This is a genomic window from Staphylococcus sp. TCBT05 (genome assembly GCF_055179755.1).
In genome coordinates this window covers 687,314-700,904 of sequence record NZ_JBUQDQ010000038.1, presented here as the reverse complement: position 1 = coordinate 700,904, position 13,591 = coordinate 687,314, and the positions used below count along the sequence as shown (strand labels likewise).

Annotated in this window: 12 protein-coding genes; 11 read left to right on the top strand and 1 reads right to left on the bottom strand. The window is 33.9% G+C overall.

Annotation, left to right across the window (positions count from 1 at the left end; genetic code table 11):
• Positions 1–17 precede the first annotated feature (17 nt).
• From ACY191_RS10400 to ACY191_RS10360, 9 genes are all read left to right on the top strand, one after another.
• Entirely contained in the window at positions 18–932 is a 915-nt protein-coding gene (locus ACY191_RS10400; protein ID WP_042738915.1) for an aspartate carbamoyltransferase catalytic subunit, read from the top strand.
• A complete protein-coding gene (locus tag ACY191_RS10395) occupies positions 916–2,190 on the top strand; it encodes a dihydroorotase (RefSeq protein WP_107527129.1) in 1,275 nt (424 codons plus the stop codon). Before ACY191_RS10400 ends, ACY191_RS10395 begins: the two co-directional genes overlap by 17 nt.
• Entirely contained in the window at positions 2,190–3,290 is a 1,101-nt protein-coding gene (locus ACY191_RS10390; RefSeq protein ID WP_229367137.1) for a carbamoyl phosphate synthase small subunit, read from the top strand. The genes ACY191_RS10395 and ACY191_RS10390 overlap by 1 nt, the downstream gene beginning before the upstream one ends.
• Positions 3,283–6,456 (top strand): carbamoyl-phosphate synthase large subunit, encoded by a 3,174-nt coding sequence (carB, locus tag ACY191_RS10385; protein WP_042738912.1) that lies wholly within the window; start codon positions 3,283–3,285, stop codon positions 6,454–6,456. The genes ACY191_RS10390 and carB overlap by 8 nt, the downstream gene beginning before the upstream one ends.
• A gap of 97 nt (positions 6,457–6,553) precedes the next feature.
• Positions 6,554–7,246, top strand: a complete 693-nt coding sequence (gene pyrF / locus ACY191_RS10380; protein ID WP_107512248.1) for an orotidine-5'-phosphate decarboxylase — start codon at positions 6,554–6,556, stop codon at positions 7,244–7,246.
• Between the two features lie 2 nt (positions 7,247–7,248).
• The gene (pyrE, locus tag ACY191_RS10375) at positions 7,249–7,860 is read left to right on the top strand and encodes an orotate phosphoribosyltransferase (RefSeq protein ID WP_042738911.1); all 612 of its coding nucleotides are present in this window, start codon (positions 7,249–7,251) and stop codon (positions 7,858–7,860) included.
• Positions 7,861–7,881: 21 nt separating this feature from the next.
• On the top strand, positions 7,882–8,064 hold the full coding sequence (locus ACY191_RS10370) for a hypothetical protein (RefSeq protein WP_042738910.1): 183 nt from the start codon (positions 7,882–7,884) through the stop codon (positions 8,062–8,064).
• 939 nt (positions 8,065–9,003) lie between these two features.
• A complete protein-coding gene (locus ACY191_RS10365) occupies positions 9,004–9,858 on the top strand; it encodes a YitT family protein (RefSeq protein WP_463270023.1) in 855 nt (284 codons plus the stop codon).
• A gap of 94 nt (positions 9,859–9,952) precedes the next feature.
• Positions 9,953–10,354 carry a VOC family protein gene (locus ACY191_RS10360; RefSeq protein ID WP_042738908.1) on the top strand — a complete coding sequence of 134 codons (402 nt, stop codon included), beginning with the start codon at positions 9,953–9,955 and terminating at the stop codon, positions 10,352–10,354.
• A 391-nt stretch (positions 10,355–10,745) separates the two neighbouring features.
• On the opposite strand, the gene ACY191_RS10355 is transcribed toward ACY191_RS10360, so the two are convergent.
• Positions 10,746–12,443: an Rqc2 family fibronectin-binding protein gene (locus ACY191_RS10355; RefSeq protein WP_042738907.1), complete on the bottom strand. Its 1,698-nt coding sequence runs from the start codon at positions 12,441–12,443 to the stop codon at positions 10,746–10,748.
• Between the two features lie 159 nt (positions 12,444–12,602).
• Between ACY191_RS10355 and gmk the strand changes: the two genes are divergently transcribed.
• Both gmk and rpoZ read left to right on the top strand, forming a co-directional pair.
• A complete protein-coding gene (gene gmk, locus ACY191_RS10350) occupies positions 12,603–13,226 on the top strand; it encodes a guanylate kinase (RefSeq protein WP_042738906.1) in 624 nt (207 codons plus the stop codon).
• The gene (gene rpoZ, locus ACY191_RS10345) at positions 13,226–13,429 is read left to right on the top strand and encodes a DNA-directed RNA polymerase subunit omega (protein ID WP_042738905.1); all 204 of its coding nucleotides are present in this window, start codon (positions 13,226–13,228) and stop codon (positions 13,427–13,429) included. The genes gmk and rpoZ overlap by 1 nt, the downstream gene beginning before the upstream one ends.
• Positions 13,430–13,591 lie beyond the last annotated feature (162 nt).

The following is a 13,591-nucleotide window of genomic DNA, read 5'->3' as shown; positions in this document are numbered from 1 at the left end:
TTTTGAGGAGGCAAATGATGGATAATCTATTATCAATGGAACATCTTACTACAGATGAAATTTATGAGTTGATACAACGCGCAAGTGATATCAAAAAGGGTGATTTAAAACCTCGAAATTACGAAGATAAATTTGTAGCAAATTTATTCTTTGAAAATTCAACGAGAACTAAGAGTAGTTTTTTAGTAGCTGAACAAAAGTTAGGTTTGAAATTAATTGATTTTGAGACGACAACATCATCTGTTCAAAAAGGTGAGTCACTTTATGATACATGTAAAACACTCGAGCAAGTGGGTGCAGATGTTCTGGTGATAAGACATTCACAAACAACCTATTACGATGAATTAGAAACGTTAAATATTCCTATTATCAATGGTGGTGATGGGAGTGGTCAACATCCAACACAAAGTTTACTCGATTTGATGACTATCTATGAAGAATACAATGATTTTAAAGGGTTAAATATACTAATATGTGGAGATATCAAAAACTCACGTGTTGCACGCAGCAATTACCAAAGTTTAACAGCACTTGGAGCAAATGTTATGTTCTCCAGTCCTGAAGCATGGAAAGACGAATCACTTCGAGCGCCGTATGTCGATATTGATACAGTCATCGATCAAGTCGATATTGTAATGTTATTAAGAGTACAACACGAAAGACATGAAACAGGCGAAATAGCTAGCTTTGAATCCAAGAACTATCACGAAGCATTTGGTTTAACTAAAGAACGCTACGACAGATTGCATGACAATGCAATTGTTATGCATCCTGCACCGGTTAATAGAGGCGTTGAAATTGATGATTGCTTGGTTGAAGCATCGAAGTCTCGCATTTTCAAGCAAATGGAAAATGGCATGTATTTACGAATGGCAGTTATAGATTATATTTTACAAACAAAAGGGGTACAAAAAAATGAAATTACTAACTAATGCTAAAGTATTAAAAAACAATGAACTCGTAACAACATCAATTCTTATTGAAGGTCAGTATATTAAAGCAATTTCTCCGCAAATTGATGTAGATTCAGATGTAGAAGTAATTGACGTACAAGGACAATTTGTAGCGCCAGGATTAGTAGATGTACACGTACACTTACGTGAGCCGGGTGGAGAGCATAAAGAAACGATTGAAACAGGAACAAAAGCGGCAGCAAGAGGTGGATTTACTACTGTTTGTCCAATGCCAAATACACGACCTGTTCCTGATTCTGAAGAAAATTTAGAACGTTTAAATCAATTGATTGCAGAAAATGCTCAAGTGAGAGTATTGCCTTATGCATCGATTACAGTAAGACAAGCTGGTAAAGAACATGTAGACTTTAAAGCTCTTGCTAATCAAGGCGCATTTGCATTTACAGACGATGGTGTAGGTGTACAGCAGGCAAATATGATGTATGAGGCTATGCAACAAGCTGCAAAAGTAAATAAAGCTGTAGTAGCACATTGCGAAGACAACAGTTTAATTTATGGTGGTGCAATGCACGAAGGACAACGTAGTGAAGAATTAGGAATTCCAGGTATTCCGAATATTTGTGAAGCAGTACAAATTGCGCGTGACGTATTATTGGCGGAAGCTGCTGGTGCACATTATCATGTTTGTCATGTGTCTACTAAAGAGAGTGTACGTGTGATTAGAGATGCTAAAAAAGCAGGCATTCACGTTACTGCAGAGGTTACACCGCATCATTTATTGCTCACAGAAGATGATGTTCCTGGTGATGATGCTATATTTAAGATGAACCCACCATTGAGAAGTAAAGAAGATAGAGCAGCTTTATTGGAAGGTTTATTAGATGGGACAATCGATTGTATAGCTACTGATCATGCGCCACATGCTGCTGACGAAAAAGCACAGCCAATGACAAAAGCACCATTCGGAATTGTTGGTAGTGAGACAGCTTTCCCATTACTTTATACTCACTTTGTAAAAAATGGAGACTGGTCATTACAACAATTAGTAGATTACTTAACTATTAAACCTGCTCAAACATTTGATTTACCTTATGGTCGACTTGAAGAAGGTGGATTTGCAGATTTGACTGTAATCAATTTGGACCAAGAGACTGAAATTAAAGCAGAAGATTTTGCATCAAAAGGGCATAATACACCATTTATCGGCTATAAAGTATACGGTACACCAGTGTTAACTTTAGTAGAAGGCGAAGTTAAATTTAAGGAGGAAAAATAATGTTGCAAAAACGCTACCTTGTATTAGAAGATGGTTCATATTATGAAGGCTACAAATTAGGATCAGATAAATTATCTGTGGGAGAAATCGTATTTAATACAGCAATGACAGGCTATCAAGAGACAATTTCAGACCCATCTTATACTGGACAAATTATTACATTTACTTATCCTCTTATTGGAAATTATGGTATTAATCGAGATGATTTTGAGTCTCTTGTACCAACGCTTAATGGTGTCGTTGTTAAAGAAGCGAGTATGCATCCGAGTAACTTCCGTAAACAAAAAACATTACATGAAGTACTAGTTGAATTTGAAATTCCAGGTATTGCTGGTGTTGACACAAGAAGTATCACAAGAAAAATTAGAAAACACGGTGTATTAAAAGCAGCATTTACCGATGATAAAGCTGAAATTGAAAGCATTATAACAAAGTTGAAAGAAACAGTCTTACCACGTAGTGAAGTTACAACAGTATCTACAAAATCACCTTATGTATCTACAGGTAACGACTTAAGTGTAGTGTTAGTTGACTTTGGTAAAAAGCAAAATATCGTGCGAGAATTAAATGAACGTGGTTGTAATGTCACTGTTGTACCTTACGATACAAGTGCTGAGACAATTATCAGAATGTCACCAGATGGCGTCATGTTATCTAACGGACCAGGAGATCCAGAAGAAGTAGATGTTGCTGTTGAAATGATTAAAGGAATTCTAGGTGTGATTCCATTCTTTGGTATTTGTTTAGGTCATCAGTTGTTTGCCCTATCACAAGGTGCAACTTCATTTAAAATGAAGTTTGGGCATAGAGGTGCAAATCATCCTGTTAAAGATTTGAAGACAGGTAAAGTAGCATTAACAAGTCAAAATCATGGTTATGCAATCGATAAAGATTCCTTAATTAATACTGAATTAGAAGTTACACATATCGCAATTAATGATGGAACAGTTGAAGGATTGAAACACAAATCACTACCTGCATTTTCAGTGCAATATCACCCAGAAGCTTGCCCTGGACCATCTGATTCAAATTACTTATTTGATGAGTTTATTGAAATGATGAACGAATATAAAGCGAAGGAGCGAATTACCAATGCCTAAACGTAATGATATAAAAACAATTTTAGTAATAGGCTCTGGCCCAATTATTATCGGTCAAGCTGCAGAATTCGACTATGCGGGAACACAAGCTTGTTTAGCTTTAAAAGAAGAAGGTTACCGTGTCATATTAGTAAACTCAAATCCAGCGACAATTATGACTGATACAGAAATCGCAGATAAGGTTTATATTGAACCATTAACACATGACTTTATCGCACGCATTATTCGTAAAGAACAGCCTGATGCATTGTTACCAACGCTTGGTGGCCAAACAGGTTTAAATATGGCGATTCAATTACATGATAGTGGTGTATTAGCAGCTAATAACGTACAGTTATTAGGAACGAAATTAGAGTCAATTCAACAAGCTGAAGATAGAGAATTATTTAGATCATTAATGAATGATTTAGACGTAGCAGTACCAGAAAGTGACATAGTTAATACTGTAGAACAAGCATTTGAGTTTAAAGAGCAAGTTGGTTATCCATTAATAGTTAGACCAGCCTTTACAATGGGAGGTACTGGTGGAGGTATCTGTCATAATGATGCTGAATTAAAGGAAATTGTGTCAAATGGCTTACATTATAGTCCAGCAACACAGTGTTTAATCGAAAAATCAATTGCTGGTTTTAAAGAAATTGAATATGAAGTGATGCGAGATCACAACGATAATGCCATCGTTGTATGTAATATGGAGAATATTGACCCTGTTGGTATTCATACCGGAGATTCAATCGTTGTCGCACCAAGCCAAACATTATCTGATGTTGAATATCAAATGCTACGTGATGTGTCACTAAAAGTAATCCGTGCACTTGGTATTGAGGGTGGATGTAATGTGCAATTAGCATTGGATCCGCATTCTATGGATTACTATATTATTGAAGTAAATCCACGTGTATCACGTTCATCTGCTCTAGCATCTAAAGCGACAGGTTATCCTATTGCTAAACTAGCAGCTAAAATTGCAGTTGGCTTAACGTTAGATGAAATGTTAAACCCTGTAACAGGTACTTCATATGCAGCATTTGAACCAGCACTTGATTATGTTATTTCAAAAATTCCACGTTTCCCATTTGATAAATTTGAAAAAGGTGAGCGTGTCCTAGGTACTCAAATGAAAGCTACTGGTGAAGTTATGGCCATTGGTAGAACGTATGAAGAATCATTACTTAAAGCAATTCGTTCTTTAGAATATGGTGTGCATCATTTAGGTTTACCAAACGGTGAAACATACGATTTAGACTATATTAAAGAACGTATTAGTGATCAAGATGATGAACGTTTATTCTTTATTGGTGAAGCAATTCGTCGTGGTACAACTTTAGAAGAAATTCATAATATGACTAAAATTGATTATTTCTTCTTAAATAAATTCCAACATATAATCGATATCGAACGACAATTAAAAGAAAATAAAGGTAATATTGATTACTTAAAATTTGCTAAAGATTATGGCTTTAGTGACCGTGTCATTGCACATCGATTTGACATGTCAGAAGCAGAGGTATATCAACTCAGAAAAGAGAATGATATTCTTCCAGTTTATAAAATGGTTGATACATGTGCAGCAGAATTTGAATCGGCAACGCCATATTATTACGGTACGTATGAACAAGAAAATGAATCAATTGTTACAGAAAAAGAAAAAATCCTCGTATTAGGTTCTGGTCCAATTAGAATTGGTCAAGGCGTTGAATTTGATTATGCTACAGTACATGCTGTATGGGCAATTCAACAGGCAGGCTATGAAGCTATTATTGTTAATAATAATCCTGAAACAGTGTCAACAGACTTCTCAATTTCAGACAAATTATACTTTGAGCCACTAACTGAAGAAGATGTAATGAACATCATCGATTTAGAACAACCTAAAGGTGTTGTTGTACAATTTGGCGGTCAAACGGCTATCAATTTAGCTGATAAACTAGCTAAACATGATGTTAAAATTTTAGGAACAACTTTAGAAGATTTAAACCGTGCAGAGGATAGAAAGGAATTTGAAGCATTACTTCATACTATAGATGTGCCTCAACCAAAAGGGAAAACAGCAACATCACCAGAAGGCGCATTGGAAAATGCTCGTAACATTGGCTATCCAGTTGTTGTACGTCCATCATACGTTCTTGGTGGTCGAGCAATGGAAATTGTCAATAGTGATGCAGAATTAGAAGATTATATGAATCAAGCTGTAAAAGCGAGTCCAGATCATCCAGTACTTGTTGATAGATATTTAACAGGTAAAGAAATAGAAGTAGATGCTATCTCAGATGGTGAAACAGTAATTATCCCAGGTATTATGGAACACATTGAACGTGCTGGCGTCCATTCTGGTGATTCGATTGCGGTATACCCACCTCAGACATTATCTCAGTCAGAAATTGATACATTGGAAGATTATACAATTCGTTTGGCAAAAGGTTTAAACATTGTAGGATTAATTAATATCCAATTTGTTATTGCACATGATGGTGTTTACGTGTTAGAGGTTAATCCGCGTTCAAGCCGTACCGTGCCGTTCTTAAGTAAAATTACAGATATTCAAATGGCACAACTTGCAATGCGTGCGATTATCGGTGAAAAATTAACAGATCATGGCTACAAACCAGGTATACAACCGTATTCGGAAGGTGTATATGTCAAAGCACCGGTATTTAGCTTTAATAAGTTGAAAAATGTTGATATCACATTAGGACCAGAAATGAAATCTACTGGCGAAGTCATGGGTAAAGATTTAACGATGGAAAAGGCGTTATTCAAAGGGTTAACTGCAAGTGGTGTAGAAGTAAAAGACCATGGTACAGTGTTAATGACAGTGAGTGATAAAGATAAAGAGGAAATATTAAATATTGCGCATCGTTTAAATGAAGTAGGTTATAAAATTTTAGCTACAGAGGGTACAGCGCATAAGTTAGCAGAAAATAATATTCCGGCAGAAATCGTTGGAAAAATCGGCGGAGAAGACGATTTATTAACACGTATCCAAAATGGAGAAGTACAAATCGTTATCAATACTATGACAAAAGGTAAAACATTTGAACGAGATGGTTTCCAAATTAGAAGAACGTCAGTAGAAAATGGTGTCCCTTGTTTAACATCGTTAGATACAGCTGCGGCGTTAACAAATGTAATTGAAAGTATGACATTTACAATGAAAAATATGTAAACTTTGTTTTCAAATAAGACAAAATAGCGTGAATAAATAGCGTTGTTTTGTCTTAATTCTAAGTGACATAGTTTATAAATGAGGTGTAGGACAAATGATGAACCAATTACCAATAATTGCTTTGGATTTTGAATCTGAGAAAGCTGTAAATCAGTTTTTAGATCAATTTGATGAGCCACTTTTTGTGAAAGTAGGTATGGAACTTTTTTATCAAACGGGACCAAGTTTAATAAATTCAATTAAATCTCGCGGTCACGATATATTCTTGGATTTAAAGTTACATGATATTCCCAATACTGTGGGAAAAGCGATGGAAGGGTTAAGTAAACTAAACGTAGATTTAGTTAATGTACATGCTGCAGGGGGTTCTGAAATGATGCAGCGTGCTGTTGAAGGTATACGAAAATATAATAAAGATATTAAAATAATTGCTGTAACGCAACTTACTTCAACGACAGAAACAATGTTACAACAAGAACAAAACATACAAACTTCTATCGAAGATGCAGTATTGAATTATGCAACACTAGCAAAAGAATCAGGGTTAGATGGTGTAGTTTGTTCTCCATTAGAGGCATCATTATTAGCAACAGAATTAGGTGAATCATTCTTAAAAGTAACACCTGGAATTAGACCATTAAATACGAGTACAGATGATCAAAAACGTATCACAACACCACAAGAAGCAAAGGCACTCGGTTCAACACATATTGTTGTAGGCCGTCCGATCACTCAAAGTGACAATCCAGTAGAAAGCTATCATAAAATTAAAGAAAGTTGGTTAGGTTAAATATGGCAAAACAAATCGCTCAATCATTACTAGAAATAGAAGCAGTATCACTATCGCCAAATGATCCATTCACATGGAGTTCAGGTATTAAGTCACCGATTTATTGTGATAACAGAGTGACATTAGGTTACCCTTCAGTTAGAAGAGAAATCAGAGATGGTTTAGTAGAACTTATTCAAACTCAATTTGGTGAAGTTGAAGTTATATCTGGCACAGCAACTGCTGGTATACCACATGCAGCATATATTTCTGAAACATTGAATTTACCAATGAATTATGTACGTTCTAAGAGCAAAAGTCATGGTAAACAAAACCAAATCGAAGGTGCACAGAGTGAAGGTAAAAAAGTAGTCGTGGTAGAAGATTTAATTTCAACTGGTGGATCATCAATTACTGCCGTCGATGCACTTAAAGAAGCGGGTGCAGAGGTGATTGGTGTTGTGGCAATTTTCACTTATGGTTTGAAAAAAGCAGATGAACAATTTGAGGCAGCGGGTATACCGTTCTATACTTTAAGTGATTATAATGAACTTATAGAAGTGGCAAATGAAAAAGGTGAAATTTCTGAATCTGAAATAGAGACATTAGTTGAATGGAGAGATAACTTGTCATAATATATAGTCGGAGGGGATGTTATGACAAAGGACCCGAATGATGCATATAATCATTTTGCACACTTAAACAAATTTTTAAAAAAAGACGAAGATTATAGAAATCAACAATATGATGATGAAGAAAATGAATTACTTTCTAAGTCATCAGAGAAGAATATTTATAAAAAGTGTAAGTCAAGTATTAAAGAAAAGGGTAAACTTTAATATTTAGTTTTGAATTATAAGTATTTTAGTGTTTTTGAATCATAATTATATTAAGTTAAATTGCCGGCAAAGCATTAGTCTTTGTCGGTTTTTTGATTTGTATGTGAGATGGGTGTAGTTAGAAGGTTAATCTGGTTACTGTTAGAAATGATATGATGTGTTTCATATTGTGAGGTAGTATGTAAATTGGTTTAAAGATATTTAATTAAAAAAGACAAATCGATGAATATGAGTTCTATCGATTTGTCTAAGATGAAATTGTGATGTGTTTAACGGATCATAATTTTAATAATGAGGTAACCTATAAGTAAGACTAAAGCTGCTACAAGTAAGGGAATTATATAAAAAGTCATGAATCATTCCTCCAAGTTAGTTTATATTTATTTTAACTGCTTTGAATATAAAGTCAAAATATTAATCGATGTATATGCATATTAGCATTATTCTAGTAACGTTAAAGTGGTCAGCATATACAAATCTACACATGAGTTAGGCTTTAATTTTTTGTGTATCTTGTAGTTTTGTAATTGCTCGCTTTCCTAGGGGACAGCTTCAGCCTGTAGTCTTCAGCTTGTCCTGTTCCCTCAGGAGTCTCGCAAACAAAACTAGTAGCATATGCCTGTTGATTACAAACACAAGTTATTTTCATATACTGTGATGAATTTTGATTCATACACCATAGTAAATGGTAGACTTCTAGTGTATCTTGTAGTTTTGTAATTGCTCGCTTTCCTAGGGGACAGCTTCAGCCTGTAGTCTTCAGCTTGTCCTGTTCCCTCAGGAGTCTCGCAAACAAAACTAGTATCATATGCCTAAAGTAAGTTTTATATTATTATGATGTTGATAGTATTTTCCATTCATCGATATCTTTAGATAGTGAATATATATTTTTATAAATTATGGGCATATTAACAAGTAACAGTAAAAAGGGGGAAGTCTATGCAATTGTTACGTCAATTATTGAAAGATCATACTAAGAATATCTTCGTATGTTTAATTGGATCATTTATTAGTGCGATTGCCGTGAATTGTTTCATTTTAGGTTCCAATTTGGGAGATGGGGGTACAGTTGGGATTTCCTTAGCACTAAAGTATAGCTTTGGTTTTTCTCCGGCAGTATCTTCTCTAATTATTAATACAATCGTCATTTTAGTTGGTTGGAAATTTTTAAGTTTAAGAACAGCAGTATATACATTAATTTCTAATACTGCAATTTCAATTTTTCTAGATTTAACGGAAAGTTGGAATACAGGTGTGCATCATTTTGTTGTTAATGCTACATTTGGTGGTGTGCTTGTTGGCGTTGGCATTGGATTAGTTATTGCGTCAGGAGGAGTGATTGGTGATACATCTGTTGTTGCTAAGATGTTAAATAAATACTTAGATATTAAAACATCACAAGCAATATTTGTATTAGATGGTTTAGTTGTGCTTTCATTCTTATTTGTATTACCGTTAACGAATGTCTTATTTACGATTATTATGTTATTTGTGACGGAACGAGCAACATCTTTTGTAATAGAAGGATTTAATCCGAAAAAAGCGGTTACTGTGATTTCGGCAAAAAATGAAATTATTAGTGATAGAATTAACCAATTTACCGGCAGAGGTTCAACATTATTGAATGGTAAAGGTGGTTATGGTAAAAATGAAACTAGCATGCTTTATGTCGTCGTACCCCAATCTCAGGTGACGAGAGTGAAAAAACTTATTAATGAAGAGGATGAAAATGCATTCTTAGTGATTCATGATGTGCGAGATGTATTAGGTAATGGCTTTATGAATCTTTCTTAAAAGCGGCAACATTTACAGATGATAAATGCATTATTTTTATAGAATAATAATGCGATAATACGATTTATGTAAATTAAATGAGGAGGCAAACATTATGGCAATACCAAAAATTACGACATTCTTAATGTTTAATGGCCAAGCAGAAAAAGCAATTGATTTATATGTTAATTTGTTTGAAGATGCTGAAATTTTATCACTAGTTAAATATACTGAAAGTGATAATGCACCAACAGGAAAAGTTCAACATGCGATATTTAGATTGAAGGATCAAATTTTTATGGCTATCGATAATGTGAACGGTGTAGATGTAGATATGAACCCAGCTATGTCCCTTTATGTAACTGTTGAAAATGCTATGGAAATGGAGCGTTTGTTTAACGGTTTGAAAAGTGGAGGTGCGATACTTATGCCAAAGACCTCTATGCCACCATTTAGAGAATTTGCTTGGGTACAAGATCAATTTGGGGTTAACTTTCAGCTTGCATTACCAGAATAAATAACATATTAATTTTTCTGTTAATTATCGTAAAGCATAATACGATTTTATGATGTATAACGGCTAAAACAAATTGATATTTGAAGTGATTAAACACAAATGCCTATTGATTTAGTTAATGATTAGCAATAGTTAATAGTATAAATGGTACTATTTTGTGTTTACCCAATATTTTATAATGAGCTAAGGCTATGTCTAATTGACTGGATAATCGATATTATAAAATTGACAAATTGCTATATGAAAAGCCTTTAAGTGAAACGAAATAGAGCGTTCACTTAAAGGCTTTAAATTTTATGCGTGCCAATTTTAGTTAGATAAATAAAATTGGCATGCATTTTTATTGGTTTTATATATGGTGCGTTATAATCATAAATTTTTTAAACAATATTTAGTTAACTTTCATACTTTGAATATGGTCATAATCAGGCGTAACATATAATGTTTTTTGATTATCATATGTGACGAAACCGGGTTTACTACCTGAAGGCTTATGCACATTTTTAATTTCAGTATAATCTACAGGAATTTGTCCTGAATTACCAGCTTTTGAGAAATAACCAGCTAACATTGCCGCTTCTTTAATTGTTTCTTCGGATGGTTTATCGTTTAGGATAACGACATGTGAACCAGGGATGTCTTTTGTATGGAACCAAATATGGTTCTTGGCTGCCTTCTTATTCGTTAAATAATCATTTTGTTTATTGTTTTTACCTACGTGAATAGTATCTCCAGCAGATGAAGTATAGGTTTGCAGTTCTATGGTTTGCTTTTTCTTCTTTTTACTTTGTTTACGTTGCTTCATAAAACCTTGTTCAGCTAATTCATCGCGAATATCATCAATTTCATTTACAGAAATATGACTTAATTGTTGATCGATACTTTCAAAATATGAAATGTTTTCTTGTGTGAGTTCTATTTGATGTTTTAATTCATGTTCACGAGTTTTTAATTTGTTATATTGTTTGTAATAATATTGTGCATTCACTGCAGGTGCCTTAGTTGGATTTAGAGGTATTGTAACATCTTCACCAGTATAATAGTTTAATGCCGTAACTGTAGCATCACCCTGCTTTATTCGATAAATATTCGCAGTAATTAATTCACCATATAATTGTTGTTCGTCTTTCTCTTTAGTACCTTCTTGTTCATCATAAAGCTTATTTAATTTATTATGATATTTATTTAATTGTTGCTGCACAAATTTCACTAAATCATTAGCGCGCTGTTTAACGCGTTCTCGTTCTCCTCGAGCATCATAATAACGATCTAATAAGTCATGTATTGTTTCATATTCACTCACATCGTCATAAAATTGATTTAATTTCATGAAGTAAAAATCTTCTTTACCAGTTTCATGATTCTTATGAAAAACAGGTGTTGCTGGTAATTTAGTTTGTGCGATAACTTCATCAAAAGCTGCTGGTAAAGTTTCGGCAGTCATAAATTGACGTCGATCTACAATTTCATTAGTGATGAGTGGACTAAAACCTTCAAAATGATTTAATAATTGTCTAGCAATTTTACCACTATTGAAATCAATGTATTTCAAGACCTCTTGACCACTCATATCATAAGGATTGATTTTATTTTGAGTGGGAGGTGTTTCATATTTGAAACCAGGCATTACTGTACGGAATTGGTTTGTATTTGGTGTTAAGTGTTTAAAACCTTCAATTATTTTTCGAGTATCGTCTACTAAGATTAAATTACTGTGTTTACCCATTATTTCTAAAATGATTGTTCTATTTATAGTATCTCCAATTTCATCTTTACTTTGAACATCTATTTCTACACGACGGTCATTACCTATTTGTCGAATTGCTTTGATAAATCCGCCCTCAAGATGTTTACGAAATACGCGAGCAAACATAGGTGGGTCAAATGGATTGTCGTATTTTTTATGTGTGAGATGCATTCTAGTAAAGCTTGGATGGATAGAAAGTAATAGTTGATGATTCTTTCTATTTTGGCGAACGACAATGATAATTGTGTCGTTTTCAGGTTGGTTAATTTTGTGGATTCTACCATCTACAAGAAATTGTAATGATTCCACCATTTTTCTTGTAAATAAACCATCATATGCCATTGTTATCAGCCACCTTATTTTTATTCATTCAGTATATTGTAACATGGCAAAAAGAATTGGTCATGGGCGAAGTTTGTGGCAAAGTATGCTATACAACGGATTGGTTTATATGGTATTATGTGTTAATAATAGAAGTATAGCTTAGAGAGGTCGTAAGTCATGGACAATGAGAAAGGTTTATTGATAGTACTATCTGGACCTTCAGGTGTAGGTAAAGGTACAGTTAGAAAGAAAATATTTGATGATCCATCCACATCTTATAAATATTCTATTTCAATGACAACACGTAATATGCGTGAGGGAGAAGTTGATGGTGTTGATTACTTCTTCAAATCAAAGTCAGAATTTGAAGCCTTGATTAAAGAAGATCAATTTATAGAATATGCTGAATATGTAGGCAACTATTATGGGACACCTGTGCAATATGTTAAAGATACGATGGATGAAGGCCACGATGTATTTTTAGAGATTGAAGTAGAAGGCGCTAAGCAAGTGCGTAAAAAATTCCCGGATGCATTATTTATTTTTCTTGCTCCACCGAGTTTAGACCATTTACGTGAAAGATTAGTAGGACGCGGTACTGAATCAGATGAGAAGATTCAAAGTCGTGTTAAAGAAGCACGTAAAGAAGTAGAAATGATGAATTTGTATGATTATGTTGTAGTGAATGATGAGGTTGAATTAGCAAAGCAACGTATTCAATCTATCGTTGACGCTGAACATTTGAAACGTGAACGCATTGAAGCGAAATATAGAAAAATGATATTGGAGGCAAAAAAATAATGTTACACCCACCATTAAACCAATTAACTGCAAAGATTAATTCTAAATATTTAATTGCAACAACAGCTGCAAAACGTGCTCGTGAAATTGATGAGCATCCTGAATCATCATTATTAGAAAAATATAGTGCGAAAAAACCAGTAGGTAAAGCATTAGAAGAAATTGCCAATGGGGATGTTTTCCCAGATGGTACATTTAAATAATCACTTTCTAAATTATTCATGAATATAATAACGTATATACAAGCTTTTTAAACGATTGATTGTATATTTTTAAAGTACACCATGTGGCATCAAGGTGTGCTTTTTTTATTTAAACCATAATTTGTGTATAATATGGAGTAATGAACTGAGCATGTGTGCAAT